Here is a 17,961-nt window from a genome sequence, read left to right on the forward strand (position 1 = left end):
CTCGTGAGACGGCCGGCCTTACTTGCCGATCACGCCGATCGGAGCGATCTTGCCGTTTTCGACCTTGTAGCCGTAGACGTCAGGCGTGGCCAGTTCGCCGGTGGCATCCCACTTGTAGTGCTTGGACAGGCCATCAGCGTCGTAGGACTTGACCCAGGAGAGCAGGTCCTCGCGGGTCTGCTTGCCGTGGTCGATGCCGGAGAGCAGGACGGTGGCGGCGTCGTAGCCTTCGATGGAGTAGGTGCCGGGCTCGGCGTTGGCCAGCTTCTTGTACTCGGATTCGAAGGTGGGGATCAGCTCACCCGGGATGCAGGGGCAGGTGAAGAAGGCGTTGGACGATGCGTCGCCGGCCTGCTTGATGAACTGGTCATCCTTCACACCATCCGGGCCCACGAAGGAACCCGTGAAGCCCTTGGCCACCAACTGCTGGTCGAACGGCGCACCCTCGGCGTAGTAACCGGCGTAGTAGACCGTGTCGGCCTTGGCGTTCATGATCTTGGAGATCACCGCGGAGAAGTCCTTCTGGCCGGTGATGACCTTGTCAGAGCCGACCATGGCGGAGCCGAGAGCCTGGGAGGTCTGGGTGCCGAGGCCGATGCCGTAATCCGAATCGTCCTGGACCACGTAAACCTTCTTGGCCTGCAGCTTGTCCGTGAGGAACTTGGCCGCGGCCGGGCCCTGGACAGCGTCATTGCCCAGCGCACGGAAGAAGGTGGTCCAGCCGTTCTTGGTCAGGTTCGGGTTGGTGGCCGACGGCGTGATGTGCACCAGCTTCTTCTGCTCGAAGATGTTGCCCGTGGCCTTGGATTCACCGGAGAACGGCAGACCGACCACACCGATGATGTCCGCTTCAGACACGATCTGGGTGACCGGGCCGGTGGCCTTGTTGGGGTCACCTTCCGTGTCGAACTTCTTGAACTGCACCTGGCAGCCGGGGTTGGCGGCGTTGTGCTGGTTGACGGCCAGCTGGATGCCGTTGAAAATGTTGATGCCCAGCTGGGCGTTGGGGCCGGTTTCCGCACCGGCGTACGCGAGTGTGGTGGTGGCAGCACACGTGGCCTTGCCGTCCCCGGCGGGGAGCACCGCGGCTTTGGGGACGTCCACCGTGGAGATCGACGGGATGTTCACCTTGCCGTTGTCGCCGCCTGAGGTGCCCGTGGAGCTGGGGCCGCTCTGATTGGCGCAACCTGACATCAGCATGCTGAGCGCTACAGCTGCAACTGCCGTGACTGAAAGGGCTTTCTTCCTGTACATGTATGGCCTCCGCGCCAAATCAGGGTCTTGATCATGCGCCCGCAGCGGGTTGGTCGCGAGCACTTTCAAGAGAGTACTCCCATCAATGTGACCCGGGCCACACTTTGGCGGGTCAGAATCTGATAACGAATGTGCCGCCTCACCAGCCAGAACACGGACGGGGCCCGGTCGCACTCCGCAACGCCGGAACTTTGCCATTTGCATTAAGCAATACTTGTCCTATGGCAAATGATTTGGACGCCCAGGTGGAATCACTGCAGCGCGCCACGCGGGACTTCCTCGCCGTGGCGATGCGCAGTGTGGAGGACGCCACCGAGCTGACCCTCCCGCAGATGCGTATGCTCTTCGCCCTGCACGACCACGGCACCGTGCCCAGCGGCACCCTCGCCACCATCCTGGAGAGCGCGGGCTCCTCCGTGACACGGCTCGCGGACCGGCTCGGCACCGGCGGCTACGTTGAACGCAGCGGCTCGCCGGACAACCGCAGCCTGGTCCTCCTGTCCCTCACCGAGAAGGGGGCGTCCGCCGTCAAGGCCGTCCGCCGCCGTCGCGAACAGGAGTTCCGCACCGCGCTCGAGGAGCTGGCCCCGGGCACTCGCGAGCAGCTCAGCGCAGGCCTCACGGCCCTGCACGCCCACCTCTCGGCCGCCTCCCTCAGCCGGGCGGTGGTGGCATGAGCGCTCACGCGCGCCAGAGGCTCGGCGATTTCTCCGTAGACCGGCGCCTGCCCGTGATCGCCCTGCTGGCTTTGCCGGTCGGCGCCCTGGGCGCGTGCGCCGCCTGGGCCCTGCTCTCCCTCATCGGACTGGCCACGAATCTCTTCTTCTTCGGCCGGGTCTCCACGGCCATGGTCGCCGTGGGCCCGGGACATCCGTGGTGGCAGGTCCTGTTCGTGCCCATCGCAGGAGGCCTGGTCATCGGTCTCATGGCGCGTTTCGGCTCCGAGAAGATCCGGGGGCACGGCATGCCCGAGGCGATCGAGTCGATCCTCATCAAGGGCAGCCGGATCATGCCCAAGGTGGCGATCCTCAAGCCCGTGTCCGCGGCCATCAGCATCGGCTCGGGTGGCCCGTTCGGCGCCGAGGGGCCCATCATCATGACCGGTGGCGCCGTCGGCTCGATCCTGGCCCAGCACCTCCACCTCACAGCGGACGAACGCAAGACCCTTCTGGTCACCGGCGCCGCCGCCGGTATGGCTGCCACCTTCAACTCGCCGCTGGCCGCCGTGCTGCTCGCAGTGGAACTGCTGCTGTTCGAATGGCGTCCGCGCAGCTTCATCCCGGTGTCACTGGGAGTCGCCGTCGCCACCGTGGTGCGGGGGCTCATCCTCGGCAGCGCCCCCGTCTTCCCGGTCTCCACGGCCGGCATGCACCTCTCCCCCACCGTCGATGCGCTGGCCGCCGTGGTGGGCGTGACCGGTGCCATCGTGGCGGCCGGCGCCACCTGGCTGGTGTACCGGGCTGAGGATGCCTTCGCGCGGCTGCCGTTCCACTGGATGTGGTGGCCGGCCATCGGCGGCCTCATCATCGGGCTCGGCGGTCTCGTGGAGCCGCGCGCCCTGGGCGTAGGCTACGACGTGATCGACGCGCTCCTGACCGGGCAGGCGACCACCGGCCTGATCGTCGGCATCCTGGTGGTCAAGACGCTCATCTGGTCCCTGTCACTGGGCAGCGGAACCTCGGGCGGCGTGCTGGCCCCGGTGTTCATGATCGGCGGGGCGCTCGGCGCCGCTGTCGGGCTGCTGCTGCCGCCCGTCATCCCCGGATTCTGGGCACTTCTCGGGCTCACGGCCGTGGTGGGTGGGGTGATGCGCTCGCCGCTGACGGGCGTGGTGTTCACCCTGGAGCTCACGCACGCCTGGGATGCGGCGCTGCCCCTGCTGATCGCCTCGGTGGTCGCCTACGGGATCTCCGTGCTGGTCCTGCCCCGCTCCGTGCTGACGGAGAAGATCGCCCGGCGCGGACTGCATCTGACCCGCGACTACAGCACCGACCCGTTGGAGACGTTCTTCTGCGAGGACGCCATGCGGCCGGCGGAGGGGCCGACGACGCCGCGCACCGGCGTCGCGCTTCACCCGCGCCACACGCTGAGGCACGCCGCGTATCTGCTGGCTGAGGCGGAGACGGACGAACTTCCGGTGATCGACGACGACGGCCGCGTCCGGGGAGTGCTCGGCCCTCGTGATCTGCTGGTGGCCAGACTGCACGACCTTTCCGAGTCGACGGACCGGGAGCGGTCGCTGCGGTACCTGGCGAAGCTGCCCGCATCGTAGGCGCCTCCACACAGCGGAGGGCCGCCGGGACCCCATGGTCCCGACGGCCCTCCGTTGGCGTCCAGCGTCAGTTGCGCACGTAGCCGTTCGGGTTCAGTACGTACTTGGTGGCCGCACCGGCGTCGAATTCGGCGTAGCCGCGCGGCGCATCCTCAAGCGGGATGGCCTTCGCGTTGACGGCCTTCGCGATCTGGACCTTGTCATGCAGGATCGCCATCATCAGCTGCCGGTTGTACTTCATCACCGGGCACTGGCCCGTGGTGAAGGACAGGGACTTCGCCCAGCCCGTCCCGAGGGACAGCGACAGCGAGCCGCGCTGCGCGGCCTCGTCGATGCCGCCCGGATCCCCCGTGACGTACAGGCCGGGAATGCCGAGCGAGCCGCCGGCCGCGGTCAGATCCATGAGGGAGTTCAGGACGGTGGCGGGCGCCTCGTGAGAGGCGTCCTTGCCGTGGCCCTTCGCCTCGAAGCCCACTGCGTCGATGCCGCAGTCCACCTCCGGGACGCCGAGCAGCTGCTCGATCTGGTCCCGGGGGTCACCCGCACCCACGTTGACGGTCTCGCAGCCGAAGGAACGCGCCTGCGCCAGGCGGTCTTCGTTCATGTCGCCGACGATCACCACGGCGGCGCCGAGCAGCTGCGCGCCGGCGGCGGCCGCCAGGCCGACGGGACCCGCACCGGCGATGTAGACGGTGGAACCGACCCCGACATTTGCCGTGACGGCGCCGTGGAATCCCGTGGGGAAGATGTCGGAGAGCATGGTCAGATCCATGATCTTCTCCAGCGCCTGATCACGGTCCGGGAACTTCAGGAGATTCCAGTCGGCGTACGGGACCAGCACGTACTCGGCCTGGCCGCCGACCCAGCCACCCATGTCGACGTAGCCGTAGGCGCTGCCGGGACGGTCCGGGTTCACGTTCAGGCAGATACCGGTCTTGCCCTCCTTGCAGTTGCGGCAGCGTCCACAGGAGATGTTGAACGGCACGGAGACGATGTCCCCCACCTTGATGAACTCGACGTCGGATCCCACCTCCACGACTTCGCCCGTGATCTCGTGGCCCAGGACCAGGTTCTGCGGCGCCGTCGTCCGGCCGCGGACCATGTGCTGATCCGAGCCGCAGATGTTGGTGGTCACGGTCCGGAGAATCACTCCGTGCGGCACCTTGCGCCCGACGTTCAGCGGGTTGACGCCCGGGCCGTCCTTCAACTCGAACGTCGGGTATTCCGTGTCGATGACCTCGACGACTCCCGGCGACTTGTAGGCGACCGCCCTGTTTCCTGACATTCCCGCTCCTTCAACACTTCATTGAGTTGATCGATGGTGATCCGGGCCGACGGCATCACGGTGCCGACGGCCGTGCAGGCATCCGTCCGCGATCGCGGAGCGGATCCCAGCGGTTCAGACGCGATGGTGTGCTCGCATACTCGACGGCGATGCGCCGCCACGGGAAGTCATCGATCCGGCCGCCTGATGGGCTTCCGCACGCTTCCCGTTCGCTCGTTATGACAGAGCCTAAGTGAGGTGTGAAGGAAAAACCATACCGTGGGGATGGTTATTTTAAGATTGATATATCAATGGACGACTAGTTGTCGGCCGCTCAGGACCCGGCTGCACCGATGCGGGACCTGCCCTTCTTCCAGGCGGGCTACCGGGGTGCCGTGCGCACCCGCCCGTCCTCCGTGCGGTAGCCGAGCGCGTAACTGGGACAGCGGTCGATGACCGCGACCACCTCGTCGACCGTCGCATCGTCAGTGGAGATCCAGGGCCTGCGGTCTCTGTCGAACACCGTCGGGAGCCCTCGGACGCACTCGGTCGCGTGCCGGCAGCGCACGGCCTCCCACGTCACCACGAAGCCTTCACCGGGGTACTCACGGATGGACGGTGATTCGTCATGCTCGCTCATGAATGAAGACTACTCCCGGGCTCCCCGACGGCTCCCCGTGGGCGCACGGTCTCAAGGCCGCGCGCCCACGGGCAGAGGCCCGGGATCAGACCTGCTCGGTGACGAGCCCGAAGAACCCCCGGATGTCCGCGGTGAGAACCTCCGGCGCTTCGTGAGCGGCGTAGTGGCCGGCCGCGTCGTTCGGCCCTCCACCCGGGACGTTCACGTCGTAGCGGTTCCAACTGACGATGGCCGCGTGATCCCGGTCCGCGAACTTCCGGATGGACTGGAAGTCCCCGGCGAACATGGCCAGCCCGGTGGGAACCGTGGTCTGTCCACTCGGCTGCTGCTCGGCGTGCGCGTCCTCGTAGTAGAAGCGGATGGCCGATCCCGCCGTGCCGGTCAGCCAGTAGCTGGCCACGTTGGCGATGACGAACTCATCCTCCAGGCCCTCACCGAAGAGCTGGATGTTCCAGCCGAGCAGCCCCACCGGTGAATCGGCCAGCGCGTACGCGAGTGTCTGTGGCTGCTGGCTGTGCAGGATGTTGAAGGACATCTTGTTCTCGTAGAACCACTGCAGATGCTGGAGCCCCGCCTGATCCTCTTCGGAGAGGTCAGCGAAATCGGACGGATCTCCCGTGGGGAAGGAGAAGAGCTGTGTCACATGCACACCGACCACGTGCTCCGGATCCAGCCGGCCGATCTCCGGCGAGACCATGGATCCGCCGTCATTGCCCACCGCACCGTAGCGTTCGTAGCCCAGCCGTGCCATCAGCTCCGCCCACGCCGCGGCCGTGCGGTACCGGTTCCAGCCGGTGCTCCGGGTGGGCCCGGAGAAGGCGAAGCCCGGGAGGGAGGGGATGACCACGTCGAAGGCGGGCGCCGACGGGTCCTCCGGCTCCGTGAGCGGGCCGATGATGTCCAGGTACTCGAACACACTGCCCGGCCAGCCGTGGGTGAGGATCAGGGGGATGGCGTCCGGACGGCTGGAGCGGACGTGGATGAAGTGGATCTGCTCGCCGTCGAGCTCCGTGACGAACTGGGGGAAGGAGTTGAGCCGGGCCTCGACGGAACGCCAGTCGAAGCCGTTCCTCCAGTACTCGGCCAGCCGGCGCACCCGCCCGAGTGGGACCCCGTAGGAGTCGCCCACGCCAGGAAGCTCGTCCGGCCAGAGCGCCCGTTCCAGCCGGGTGGCGAGGTCGTCAAGACGGTCCTGCGGGATGTCGATACGGGTGGGACGAATTGCGGTGTTGCTCATCATTACTCCGTTCGTGATCTTGCGGTGGGACTCTCACAGTCTACGAACGGGCTCTGACACTGAAGCGGCATACCGCCACTCGTGCCCCAGCAGGGACTCGAACCCTGACTGTGCCGATTTTAAGTCGGCTGCCTCTGCCAATTGGGCTACTGGGGCGCCCGGACCATCCTATCCAACAGCCGCGGTGGGCCCGCATGGCGCCCGGAAACGACGTCGGCGCCGTTCACCGGGAAGGTGAACGGCGCCGACGTCGTGAATCAGGCAGCCTCAGGCGGCCTCCTCACGGAGACCCTACGGCCTACTTGGACGCGGTCTCAGCCGGCTTCGGGGCCGGACGGGCGGCGGCCTCGAAGGCACCGCGCGGGTTGTCCAGGTCCACCAGCTGAGTGGTGTCGCGGCCCGAGAAGAGGCTCAGGAACCAGCCACCGACCACGCGGAACTTACGCTCGAAGGTCGGCATCGCCATGCCGTGGTAGCCACGGTGCGCGATCCAGGCCAGCGGGCCCTTAAGACCGATGCGGCCCAGCAGGTTGATGTTGGCGACACCCTTCCAGGAGCCGAAACCGGCCACAGCACCGAGGTTCTTGTGCTTGTAGTCGTGCATCGGCTTGTCCCAGCGGGAGGCCCACAGGTTCTTCGCCAGAACCTTGGCCTGACGCAGGGCGTGCTGGGCGTTCGGCACGCAGGTGCCGTCCGGCAGGCCCTTGCCCGTGAGGTCCGGAACGGCGGCGACGTCGCCGGCGGCCCAGGCGTTGTCGATGATGCCCTCGTCACCGGCGATGCGCAGGTCAGGCAGCACGCGGACGCGGCCACGGGGCTCCAGCGGGAAGTCGGTGGAGCGGACCATCGGGTTCGCCTGAACACCGGCGGCCCAGATGAGGGTGTCCGCGGCGAATTCGCCCGCCGGGGACTTGTCCGCCATGTTGATGAGCTTGAGCTTGTCCTCGGCGTCGGCCAGGGAGGTGTTCAGCAGCACCTCGATGCCGCGGCTGCGCAGGTGCTCGACGACCCACTCGGCCTGCTCGGCGGTGACCTCGGGCATGATGCGGCCCATGGCCTCGACCAGGACGAAGCGGATCTCGCTCTGGTCCACGCGCGGGTTCTCGCGGACAGCCTGGCGGGCCATGTCCTCGAGCTCGGTGATCGCCTCGATGCCGGCGAAGCCACCGCCCACCACCACGAAGGTCAGGGCGGCCTTGCGGGCCTCGGGATCGGTCATGGTGGAGGCGAGCTCGATCTTGCTGAGGACCTTGTTGCGGAGGGCCACGGCCTCTTCGATGGTCTTCAGGCCGATGCCCTTGTCCGCCAGACCCGGGATCGGGAAGGTGCGGGTGATGGCGCCGGCAGCCAGAACGACGTCGAAGTACGGGATCTCGAACGGTGCGCCACCGTCGGCCGGCGCGACGACGGCCTTGCGGTTGGCGTGGTCGATCGCGGTGACGCGGCCCTGGATGAGTTCGGTCTGCTTGAGGTGCTGACGGTGGGAGACCACGGCGTGGCGGGCCTCGATGTTGCCGCCGGCCACCTCGGGCAGGAACGGCTGGTACGTCATGTAGGGAAGCGGATCGACGACGGTGACGATGCCACCGGCGTTGGCGATCTTCTTCTGAAGCTTCAGGGCTACGTACAGTCCGACGTAGCCGCCGCCGACGACGAGGACGCGCGGACGGTCCTGCAATTGGGGAGCGAGGGGCTGCTGAGTGGTTGCCATGCTCCCAGAATACCGCAGTTTGTGAAAACATTCACATAGTGAGTGCGGGGCTCATATCGTTCCAGGCGGACGGCTCAGCCTCCGGTGTCCGGCTCCTCGGCCGCGGTCCCGGAACCACTCTCCGCTGAGACGTCACGGGCCTCACGGCGCCCGACCCTCCGCACGTGCACCACGGCCGCGGCCAGCAGCAGCACCAGCAGAGCGCCGAACCCGAGCACGATGGCCGCCGGGCCCGTCGCGTCCAGCCCGTTCACGGCCTGGGCCACCGGGACCGGCGGGTCGGAGACGGACGGCTGGGGCATGAGACGTCCGGGGTCCGCCGGGGATTTCCCGTTGGCATCTCCCCCGCGCCGGTGCACCCTGATCCAGTCGGCGATGCTGCCCAGCGGATTCACATCGGTCTCCGGGACGTCGGCGGTCAGGGCCTTGTCCGCGTCCAGAATGCCGAACCCGTACAAGGGATCGCGACCGGGCGCTCCCGTGTCCCTGGCCGTGGAGACGATGCGGTTGATGACCTGCTTGGCGCTCATGTCCGGATATTTGGAACGGATGAGTGCCGCCACGCCGGCCACGATCGGCGCCGCTCCCGAGGTTCCGCTCCAGGTGGCATACAGGCCACCGGGCAGGGCGCCCTCCAGATCCTCCGCCGGCGCGGCCACCGCGATACTGATCCCCTGCGAGGACGAGTCCTGACTGGCCACGTTGTTCCGGTCCAGGCCGGCCACCGTGACCACGCCCGGGATGGTCGCCGGTGCGCCCACCTGGACATTGCCTCCGGCCCGGTTGCCGGCCGCGGCGACGATCACCACGTCCTTCTGCTCGGCGTAGAGGAACGCGGCGTCCCAGCTCTGCGGCCAGTCCGGGGAGGAGCTGCCCAGCGAGATGTTGATGACCTTGGCCCCGTGGTCGACGGCCCAGCGCACGGCCTCCGGGATCTGGTCCTGGTCCGACTTGCCCGCCGGGTTCGGGGAACCCAGCCAGGTGGAGATGGAGAGCAGTTGGGCGTCCGGGGCGACGCCGATCATCCCGTCCGGACCTGTTCCCGCGCCGGCCACCGTGGCGGGGTCCGGGCTGGGACTCGGACTGGAGCCGGGTCCGGCGGTCGGCCAGCTGCCGTGGCCCCGTCCGGCCAGGAGGCTGGCCACCAGCGTCCCGTGCTCGGGCTTGGCACCGATGCTCTTGGTCCCGTCAGGGGCGCCGGCGCCGGAGACGTCCGTGCCGTCCACCACGGCGCCCTTGAGATCGGGATGCGAAGTGTCGATGCCGGAGTCGATGACCGCCACCTTCACCCCGCCGCCGCGGCTCTGCTTCCACGCCTTGGTGATGCCGTAAGCGTCAAGCCAGTACTCGCCGTCGCGCACCGAGTCCGCATGGGCGGGGACTGTGGCCGTCAGCGGCCCTGCCAGGGCCAGTGAGAGGGCACCCGCCATCACACGGAGACCGGCACGCAGGCCTGTCTTCGTCATCGAGCGTCGTGCCACATGCACTCCTGTCGTTCCGTCGCGGGGACGGCAGCGGACCAGCTCGGGGCCGCCGTCCCATCGGCGTCGCGTCTCAGTCGATGCTGAGGGCGATTCCGTCCAGAATATCGTGCTCGCTGGTCACGGCCTCCGTGAGGCTCCCGCCGCTGAGCTCCTCCAGACGGCTGAGGATGGTCCGCCACACCAGGGCGCCTGCCCCGATCACATCCACCCGTCCCGGATGCATGAAGCCGAGCGCGGCGCGCTCGTTATGGCTCATCGCCAGGAGACGGTCGCAGGCGTCGCGGAAGGCGTCCAGGCTGTGGCGGCTCCCGTGGATCAGGCTGGAGTCGTACTGTTCCAGGCCCAGGGCGAACGCCGTGATGGTGGTGATGGAACCCGCCACCCCGACGACGGCGCTCGCGCGGCCGAGCGGGACGGTTTCCAGCACCAGGTCGATCGCCGCATTCACGTCCACCTCTGCGGCCGCGATCTCCTCCGCCGTGGGCGGATCGCTGCGCAGGTGCCGCTCGGTGAGCCGCACACAGCCGATGTCGACACTGCGCGCGGCCTGCACACCGTCGTCGTCGCCGACGACGAACTCGGTGCTGCCGCCGCCGAGGTCCACCACGAGCGTCAGCTCGCTGCCGCGGGGCGGCAGGACGCTGGCGGCGCCGGCGAAGGACAGCGCCGCCTCCTCGTCGCCGGAGATGACCTCCACCTCCACGCCGAGCCGCTCGCGGATGCCTTCCAGGAAGAGTTCCCGGTTCCGGGCGTCGCGGGTGGCCGAGGTGGCCACGAAGCGGATGTCGGCCGGGGTGAGGTGGGTGGTGCCGCCGTCCGCGGTGGGTTCGGGATGTCCGGCGATGAGTGCGGCGTACTCCTCCGCCGCGGCAAACGTGCGCTCCAGGGCCTCCGGGGCGAACTTGCCCGTCTTGTCCACGTCCTGGCCCAGCCGGACCACGCGCATCCGGCGTTCGATGTCTTCCAGGCGGCCCTTGGCGTCGCGGTCCGCGATCAGCAGGCGGATCGAGTTGGTGCCGCAGTCGATGGCCGCCACGCGGCGGGTGGTGGAGCGGCGCGGGGCCGGGCGGCCCACCAGATCGGGGCGGCCCTGGGGGCCATGGCGGCTCAGGTCCTTCTCCGGTGCCTGGCCGCTGGTGTCCCAGGCGCCGTCGCAGTGGCAACGCTCCACGGTCCACCACTCGGCGATCCCCCCCAGGGCCTCATCGCCCAGCGGGTTCACTCCGGAGCCGGCGGCCAGCGAATGGCCCACCAGCACATGGAGGCACTTCACGCGTTCCGGCATGCCGCCGGCGGAGATCCCGTCGATCTCCGGAACCTCGCCCACGCCGCTGGTCCGTCCGATCTCGGCACGCGCGGCCAGATAGGCCTCGTGAGCGGCACGGTGAGCGGCCGCCAGCTCCGGATCGGCCGCCAGACGGTCGTTCATCTCGTTCATCCGGCCGGCCGCCTCCAGGCGGGACACGGCGGAGGTGATGACGGGGTGGGTGAGGTAGAAAGTGGTGGGGAACGGCGTGCCCGTGCTCAGCCGCGGCGCCGTGGCGGCGACGAGCGGGTTGCCGCAGACGCAGCGTGCGGAGATCTCCACGACGTCCCGGACCGGGCGCCCGAGCTGCCGGCTCAGCGTGTCCAGGTCGTGTTCCGTGACCCTGCGGGCCTCGCCGCCGGTCGCGCTCTGCGCCACTGCGCTCATTCGTTTCGTCCTCACTGTGGCGGGGAATCCGCCGATGCTCTACTTGTTGGCTTCCCGGACCGAGTCCAGGAATTTCTGGGTCCAGGGTTCGTCCTGGCCGGTGGCCGCCGCGGTCCCGTCCGGCGTTCCCGCGGGGATCCCGGCCGTGCCGCCGTCCTTCCCGAAGACCCAGTACCCGATCTCTCCGGGCATCACCATGTTAATGCGGTCGCGGGCCTGCTGCCGGACGTAGGCCGGATCGTTCCACCGGCTGATCTGCTTGGTCAGGTCCTGCCGCTCGGCCTGACGTGCTCGGATGTCCGCCTGGAGCTGCGAGATCTGCTGCCGCTGATCCCACCAGTTCTTCACGGTCGGGGCCAGCAGGACCGTGATGGCCACCATCACCAGCCCGAGGGCCAGCAGCCGCCCGGAGAAGGCGCGGGCCGGGACGGGGGCGGCATCCTGTTCCTTGGACTTGGAGTGGTCCTTGCCGGACTTCTTGCCACTTCCGTCGCCGTGCCCCTTGCCGGATCCGCCGGCCGGCTTGCCAACCGCAGTCTTCGACTTGCCATGGTGGCTGCCGTGACCGTCCTGAGATTTGCCGGACTCAGCCTTGGGCTCCGGCTTCGGCCGTACCTTGACCGGCAGCTCCGTCACCTCGGCGTCGCGGGCCTCCGGTGCCGGTGCGCTCGGCCTCTCGGCCGCACTCAGCCTCTCAGCCGCACGGGGCGCGCGAGCACCGCCGTCGAGCACATGAGCGCGCGGTACCTTGGGTCGGCGGGTGGCCACGGTGATCACCTCTGAAAAGTCTGGCTGCGGGAGTCTGGACGAAAGCGGTTCCGCCGCACGGGCGGTTAAACGCCGGAACGGCGGTCATGGTTCCTTCAACCATAACCACCGTTCCGGGCAGCGCCGGGCTTTAGCCCTTGAAACGCGGGAAGGCGCCACGGCCGGCGTACACGGCGGCGTCGGCGAGCTCCTCCTCGATGCGCAGCAACTGGTTGTACTTGGCCACGCGCTCCGAGCGGGCCGGGGCACCGGTCTTGATCTGGCCGGCGTTGGTGGCGACGGCGATGTCCGCGATCGTGGTGTCCTCGGTCTCGCCGGAGCGGTGGGAGGTGATCGTGGTGTAGCCGGCGCGCTGGGCCAGGGAGACGGCGTCCAGGGTCTCGGTCAGGGAACCGATCTGGTTCACCTTGACCAGCAGGGAGTTGGCGGTGCCGGAGTCGATGCCCTGCTGCAGGCGGACCGGGTTGGTGACGAACAGGTCGTCGCCCACCAGCTGGACCTTGTCGCCCAGGGTGTCGGTCAGGTGCTTCCAGCCGTCCCAGTCGTTCTCATCCAGCGGATCCTCGATGGAGACCAGCGGGTAGGCGGCGACGAGCTCGGCGTAGTACGCGCTCATCTCCTCACCGGAGAGCTGCTTGCCCTCGAACTGGTAGGCACCGTTCTCGAAGAACTCGGAGGAGGCGACGTCCAGGGCCAGGGCGATGTCCTTGCCTGGGGTGTAGCCGGCCTTGATGATCGCCTCCTGGATCAGGTCCAGGGCGGCGCGGTTGCTGGGCAGGTTCGGGGCGAAGCCGCCCTCGTCACCCAGACCGGTGGCCAGGCCCTTCTCCTTCAGGACGGACTTGAGGTTGTGGTAGACCTCGACGCCCCAGCGCAGGCCCTCGGAGAAGGTCTCGGCGCCGACGGGGGCGATCATGAACTCCTGGATGTCCACATCGGAGTCCGCGTGGGAGCCGCCGTTGAGGATGTTCATCAGGGGCACGGGCAGCACGTGGGCGTTGGGGCCGCCCAGGTACTTGTAGAGCGGCAGGTCGGCAGAGGCGGCGGCGGCGTTGGCCACGGCCAGGGAGACGCCCAGGATGGCGTTGGCGCCGAGCTTGCCCTTGTTCGGGGTGCCGTCCAGTTCGATCATGGCGGCGTCGATGGCACGCTGGTCGGTGGCGTCGAAGCCCTCAAGTGCCTCGCCGATGGTCTCGATGACGGCGTCGACGGCCTGCAGCACGCCCTTGCCGAGGTAACGGCCCTTGTCACCGTCACGCAGTTCCACGGCCTCGTGCTCACCGGTGGAGGCGCCGGACGGAACGGCGGCGCGGCCCAGGGAGCCATCGCTCAGGAGGACTTCAACTTCAACGGTCGGGTTGCCACGGGAATCGAGGATCTCGCGGGCGTGGATGGCATCAATGAGCGCCATGAAAAGCTCCTGTTCTTCAGCTGACGTGTCACCGTGTGGACACATCGCTACTCAGTCGTGGATGGGCCGTGCGGTGAGGACGGCCTCGTCCCGCCTCAAGCCTAGCGCAGGGGCTGATCGCCCACGCTCGGGGGACGGAGTATTAACGCTCGCCGGGACCATCTTGGGCGTAGCGCCGGCACTGGGGACACTCCTCGATCACCGCATGGCTGCAGCTCATGGTGTGACGGAGAAACTGTGCGGCGGAGTGTGCCTGAGTGGCCTCCCGCTCCAGCCTCTCGGCAACGGCGGCAAGAATGGCCCCACGCTCGGCGGCGGGCGCGGCCAGCAACTGTCTGAGGGTGGGGATCCCCACTCCGGCCAGACGCAGCCGGCGGATGATCACCGCCTGGTCCACCTGATCCCGGGTGTAGTCGCGCTGATTCCCGGCGCGTCGCTCGGGTCTGAGCAGAAGTTCGTCCTCCCAATGGCGGAGCACATGGGTGGGGACTCCGGCCAGCTCGGCCGCACGGGAGATCCTCATGAACCCATCTTGCCTTCAGGCCGACCTGAACTTCTACTGTCGAAGCCATGGACGTCACCTTCCACCCCAATCCGTTCGCCGGTCTCGACTCCCGTGCCGCGCTCCTGACCCCCTCTGAAGCCGTGTCGATGGCCCTGGCCGAGGTCCGGTCCCTCGCGCTGCCGCGCCGCCCGGACCGAGGGCTGCTTGCCACCTTCGCCGAGAGGGCCTCCGGTCCCCTTCCGAAGGCCCGGCGGACCGTGCGTCTCCAGCTCCTGCGCCAGGTGCCCCGCTCCGTGCCAGGCCGGCTTCTCTTCGAACGAGCCACCGGAGCAGAGCAACTCAGCCTGCAGTCGTTCGTCATTCATCATCCGGCGGCCAGAATCCTCGTCGACCCGGCGATTCCCGCGGAGGTCCACACCCGGGTCATGCCGGACCTTGAACCGCTCATGAGGGCCACGATCAGGCCTCCGGCATCGACCATTCCGACGGCGGTGGCCCTCCAGGAGGCGGGGATCGTTCCGGACATCTCCTTGTGCACTCATGCCCACTGGGACCACGTGTCAGGACTGCTCGACCTCCCGGCGCTGCCGGCACTTCTCCGTGACACCGAAGTGAGCTGGGCCGCCACCGGAGCCCGCGCTCCGGCAGGCGGTGTCCGCCGGGCGCTCGGCGGACGGGAGCTGTTCACCTTCAGCTTGGAGGGACCGCCGGTCCTGACCTTCGACCACAGCCACGACCTGTTCGGCGACGGGAGCGTGGTGCTGGTGGATCTGGCCGGTCATACACCGGGAAGCATCGGGATCCTGCTGGCCACGGACAGCGGTCCCGTCCTGCTTGCCGGAGACGTCGCGTGGCACGGGATGCAGATCGAGCAGCTGCGACAGCGCTCCGGATTCCCAGGATGTCTGGTGGACACCGATCGGGAGGCGAACTGGCGCGCGCTCCACCGCTTGCATGTTCTGCCGCCATCGGTGCAGGTGATCCCGAGTCACGACCATGGAAGGGCCACTCGCATCTGAGCCCGCGGCACCATTCAACACGGGCGATCCATTCGGATCCCGGACGGACCGGGCGGGTGTCTACTGCCCGGGCTCCCGACGCCGGAGAGCCGCCCGCAGGGCACGCTCGGCGTCAAGGCCCCGAACGTGAGCCTTGGCGACCATCGCGAGGAGGAACTCTCCGAGCGCTTCCTCGTCACCGAACACCTCATCCGGAAAAGCCCCGTCGGACGACGGCGCCGCCGCCGGTTCCAGCGTCACGCCCTGCCGCTCGGCCCGGCCGAGCAGCTTGGCGGCCCGGGCGAGCGCGGGCAGGGACTCCGGGACGCCGTCGAACACGGAACCCCGGCGCGGTTTCTCCGCGCGCTTCACCGCGTCCCAGCGCAGCTCGATCTCCTCCACGGTCGCGGGGAAGGTGTCCCGGAGGGAGCCGTCGGCGTGGAACACATGGGGGTTACGGCGGATGAGCTTGGCCCGCAGGCCGTCGGCCACGTCGCCGAAGGCGAACCGCCCGTCCTCTTCGGCGATGCGCGCGTGCAGCACCACCTGGAGGAGGACGTCGCCCAGCTCCTGCGCCAGCTCCTGTGTCAGATCGGTGCCGCGTTCCAAGGTCTCCACCACCTCGTGAGCCTCCTCGATCAGGTACTCGAGGAGGCTCACGTGGGTGAGCGCCCGGGTCCAGGGGCAGTGGGTGCGGAGGGCGGCGATGCACTCCAGGAGCGCATCGGTCCGCTCCCCCGCCGTCACGTTCTGGTCCCCGGGCACGTGGCTCATGCCAGGTTGGCGTACGCCTCGTTGATGTACTCCACCAGGGCTTCCTTCTCCTCCAGCGGCAGGAAGGTGGCCTCGGCGGCATTGAGGGTCAGTTCCAGGAGGTCGTCCAGGTCATAGTCGAAGGTCTCCACCAGGAGCTCGAACTCGTCCGTCAGCGTGACGCCGCCCATGAGGCGGTTGTCCGTGTTGATGGTGACGTTGAAGCCCGTCTGGTACAGCATGTCGATCGGGTGGGCGGAGATGTCTTCGCCGAAGCCGGCGATCGCGCCGGTCTGCAGGTTGGAGGACGGGCAGATCTCCAGCGCGATGCCGCGGTCGCGGACCCAGGACGCCAGGTGGCCGAAGGTCACCATGCCCACCTGGTCGCCGTCGTCGTCGGTCTCGAACTCCACCGAGACGTCCTCGGCGATGCGCACACCGTGACCCAGGCGGAGGGCCCGGCCGTCCACCAGGGCGGACTGGATGCTGGCCAGGCCGTCGGCCTCGCCGGCGTGCACGGTGGCCGGGAAGTTGTTTTCGGCCAGGTACGTGAAGGCGTCACGGAAGCGCGACGGGGGGAAGCCGAGCTCCGCGCCGGCGATGTCGAAGCCGACGGCGCCGCGGTCACGGTGGCGGACGGCGAGTTCGGCGATCTCCTGTCCGCGGTCGGCGTGCCGCATGGCGGTGATGAGCTGGCCGACCTGGACCTCCTGGCCGCGCTCCTCGGCGGCGGCCATGCCGGCCTCCAGGCCCTCCTGCACGGCCTCGACGGCCTCATCCAGGGTGAGGCCGCGCTGCAGGTGCTGCTCCGGGGCCCAGCGGACCTCGCCGTAGACGACGCCGTCCTCGGCCAGGTCCTCAACGAACTCACGGGCCACGCGGATGAGGCCCTCTCGGGTCTGCATGACGGCGATGGTGTGGTCGAAGGTCTCCAGGTAGCGGACCAGCGAGCCGGAGTCGGCGGAGTCGCGGAACCACTCGCCCAGGGCCACCGGGTCGGTGGAGGGCAGCTCATGCCCGACCTCGGCGGCCAGCTCGATGATGGTGGCGGGGCGCAGGCCGCCGTCCAGGTGGTCGTGCAGCGAGACCTTGGGAAGGGTCTTGAGGTCGAAGTCGACGGCGGGAGCGGTGTTGTTCAGGGCTTCAGTCACGGGACAAACTCTAGTGTGCGGAAGCGGCGGCCTGGAAGCGCGGGGCCCGCGGCCGGATTCCTTTTCCGCGGGTGAATCACGGCGCAAAAACTGAATTAGGGCGCGGACGGCGTCTCCGTGCTGCCGTTCTGGGGGTGGGGTTCGGGATCCAGACGTTCCTTCTTCAGGCTGACCGGGCGGTGGAGGTCCTCGGCGTCGCCCTTGCGCTTATGCCACCAGCGCAGCGCGTGGTCGATGACGAAGCCCAGTACCAGGGCGAATCCGACGGCGATTCCGACGCCCAGCAGAGGATTGTGATGTACCCAGCGGCCCGCGAGCAGGCCGATGCCCATTGAATATCCCACCCAGGTCAGGCACGCGAATGCGTCCAGGGCGAAGAACTTCCGGTGCTTGAACCCGGTCTGACCTGCCACGTAATTGACGGCCACCCGGCCCCACGGGATGTACCGCGCCGTGAAGATCAGGACGGCACCGCGTTTGGTGAGTTCATAGCGCGCCCATTCGAACATCTTCTGCACCCGCGGCCGACGCATCCATTTCCAGCGGTCGGTGCCGATCTTCCGGCCGAGCAGATATGCCGTGTTGTCGCCTGCCATGGCACCCACGAGTGCAGTCAGTGCCAGGAATACCAGATTCGGCTCCCCACTGTGCAGGGAGAGTGCGGACAGCGCGACGAGGGCGGTTTCGCTCGGGAGGATGGTCGCGAAACCGTCGACGAAGAAGAAGATCAGGAGCACCGGGTAGAGCCACGGCTGGCTTGCTGCATGAATCAGCCAGAGATTCAGAAAATCCACGCGGTGGCGCTCCTAGAGGAAAAGAA

At 68.2% G+C, this 17,961-nt stretch carries 16 protein-coding genes, 1 tRNA gene and 1 pseudogene; 3 read left to right on the forward strand and 15 right to left on the reverse strand.

The window, feature by feature from the left end:
• Nucleotides 1-18 precede the first annotated feature (18 nt).
• Nucleotides 19-1,194 carry a branched-chain amino acid ABC transporter substrate-binding protein gene (locus Q9R02_RS09680; RefSeq protein ID WP_305996468.1) on the reverse strand — a complete coding sequence of 392 codons (1,176 nt, stop codon included), beginning with the start codon at nucleotides 1,192-1,194 and terminating at the stop codon, nucleotides 19-21.
• Nucleotides 1,195-1,475: 281 nt separating this feature from the next.
• Between Q9R02_RS09680 and Q9R02_RS09685 the strand changes: the two genes are divergently transcribed.
• Nucleotides 1,476-1,931 carry a MarR family winged helix-turn-helix transcriptional regulator gene (locus tag Q9R02_RS09685; protein ID WP_305996469.1) on the forward strand — a complete coding sequence of 152 codons (456 nt, stop codon included), beginning with the start codon at nucleotides 1,476-1,478 and terminating at the stop codon, nucleotides 1,929-1,931.
• Nucleotides 1,928-3,526 carry a chloride channel protein gene (locus Q9R02_RS09690; RefSeq protein WP_305996470.1) on the forward strand — a complete coding sequence of 533 codons (1,599 nt, stop codon included), beginning with the start codon at nucleotides 1,928-1,930 and terminating at the stop codon, nucleotides 3,524-3,526. The genes Q9R02_RS09685 and Q9R02_RS09690 overlap by 4 nt, the downstream gene beginning before the upstream one ends.
• Nucleotides 3,527-3,593: 67 nt before the next feature.
• Here Q9R02_RS09690 and fdhA read toward each other — a convergent pair whose 3' ends face one another.
• From fdhA to Q9R02_RS09740, 11 genes and pseudogenes are all read right to left on the reverse strand, one after another.
• Nucleotides 3,594-4,811, reverse strand: coding sequence for a formaldehyde dehydrogenase, glutathione-independent (gene fdhA, locus Q9R02_RS09695; RefSeq protein ID WP_305996471.1), 1,218 nt, complete (start codon nucleotides 4,809-4,811; stop codon nucleotides 3,594-3,596).
• Between the two features lie 361 nt (nucleotides 4,812-5,172).
• Nucleotides 5,173-5,430, reverse strand: coding sequence for a (4Fe-4S)-binding protein (locus tag Q9R02_RS09700; protein ID WP_305996472.1), 258 nt, complete (start codon nucleotides 5,428-5,430; stop codon nucleotides 5,173-5,175).
• An 85-nt stretch (nucleotides 5,431-5,515) separates the two neighbouring features.
• Complete coding sequence (locus tag Q9R02_RS09705) at nucleotides 5,516-6,667, reverse strand: epoxide hydrolase family protein (RefSeq protein ID WP_305996473.1); 1,152 nt, start codon at nucleotides 6,665-6,667, stop codon at nucleotides 5,516-5,518.
• Between the two features lie 82 nt (nucleotides 6,668-6,749).
• Nucleotides 6,750-6,823: transfer RNA gene (locus Q9R02_RS09710), tRNA-Leu, on the reverse strand.
• A 142-nt stretch (nucleotides 6,824-6,965) separates the two neighbouring features.
• Nucleotides 6,966-8,378 carry an NAD(P)/FAD-dependent oxidoreductase gene (locus Q9R02_RS09715; RefSeq protein ID WP_305996474.1) on the reverse strand — a complete coding sequence of 471 codons (1,413 nt, stop codon included), beginning with the start codon at nucleotides 8,376-8,378 and terminating at the stop codon, nucleotides 6,966-6,968.
• Nucleotides 8,379-8,452: 74 nt separating this feature from the next.
• Nucleotides 8,453-9,844, reverse strand: a complete 1,392-nt coding sequence (locus tag Q9R02_RS09720) for a S8 family serine peptidase (RefSeq protein WP_425279255.1) — start codon at nucleotides 9,842-9,844, stop codon at nucleotides 8,453-8,455.
• 88 nt (nucleotides 9,845-9,932) lie between these two features.
• Nucleotides 9,933-10,898, reverse strand: coding sequence for a Ppx/GppA phosphatase family protein (locus Q9R02_RS16510; protein ID WP_342006915.1), 966 nt, complete (start codon nucleotides 10,896-10,898; stop codon nucleotides 9,933-9,935).
• Nucleotides 10,890-11,555: pseudogene (locus Q9R02_RS16515) on the reverse strand (DUF501 domain-containing protein); the annotation flags it as partial. The gene Q9R02_RS16510 and the pseudogene Q9R02_RS16515, both read right to left, overlap by 9 nt.
• 39 nt (nucleotides 11,556-11,594) lie before the next feature.
• Complete coding sequence (locus tag Q9R02_RS09730) at nucleotides 11,595-12,323, reverse strand: FtsB family cell division protein (protein ID WP_305996476.1); 729 nt, start codon at nucleotides 12,321-12,323, stop codon at nucleotides 11,595-11,597.
• A gap of 130 nt (nucleotides 12,324-12,453) precedes the next feature.
• Nucleotides 12,454-13,734, reverse strand: coding sequence for a phosphopyruvate hydratase (eno, locus tag Q9R02_RS09735; RefSeq protein ID WP_305996477.1), 1,281 nt, complete (start codon nucleotides 13,732-13,734; stop codon nucleotides 12,454-12,456).
• A 142-nt stretch (nucleotides 13,735-13,876) separates the two neighbouring features.
• Nucleotides 13,877-14,257 (reverse strand): helix-turn-helix domain-containing protein, encoded by a 381-nt coding sequence (locus tag Q9R02_RS09740; protein ID WP_305996478.1) that lies wholly within the window; start codon nucleotides 14,255-14,257, stop codon nucleotides 13,877-13,879.
• Nucleotides 14,258-14,304: 47 nt separating this feature from the next.
• Between Q9R02_RS09740 and Q9R02_RS09745 the strand changes: the two genes are divergently transcribed.
• On the forward strand, nucleotides 14,305-15,258 hold the full coding sequence (locus tag Q9R02_RS09745) for an MBL fold metallo-hydrolase (RefSeq protein ID WP_305996479.1): 954 nt from the start codon (nucleotides 14,305-14,307) through the stop codon (nucleotides 15,256-15,258).
• A 60-nt stretch (nucleotides 15,259-15,318) separates the two neighbouring features.
• Here the strand turns inward: Q9R02_RS09745 and Q9R02_RS09750 are convergent, their stop codons facing one another.
• The 3 genes from Q9R02_RS09750 to Q9R02_RS09760 form a co-directional block, all read right to left on the reverse strand.
• Nucleotides 15,319-16,011 (reverse strand): MazG nucleotide pyrophosphohydrolase domain-containing protein, encoded by a 693-nt coding sequence (locus Q9R02_RS09750; protein ID WP_305996480.1) that lies wholly within the window; start codon nucleotides 16,009-16,011, stop codon nucleotides 15,319-15,321.
• Nucleotides 16,008-17,141, reverse strand: a complete 1,134-nt coding sequence (locus tag Q9R02_RS09755; protein ID WP_305996481.1) for an adenosine deaminase — start codon at nucleotides 17,139-17,141, stop codon at nucleotides 16,008-16,010. Before Q9R02_RS09755 ends, Q9R02_RS09750 begins: the two co-directional genes overlap by 4 nt.
• A 95-nt stretch (nucleotides 17,142-17,236) precedes the next feature.
• Entirely contained in the window at nucleotides 17,237-17,935 is a 699-nt protein-coding gene (locus tag Q9R02_RS09760) for a DedA family protein (protein WP_305996482.1), read from the reverse strand.
• Nucleotides 17,936-17,961 lie beyond the last annotated feature (26 nt).

It is taken from the genome of Arthrobacter horti, assembly GCF_030731045.1.
In the GTDB taxonomy this organism is placed as follows: domain Bacteria; phylum Actinomycetota; class Actinomycetes; order Actinomycetales; family Micrococcaceae; genus Arthrobacter_E; species Arthrobacter_E nanjingensis.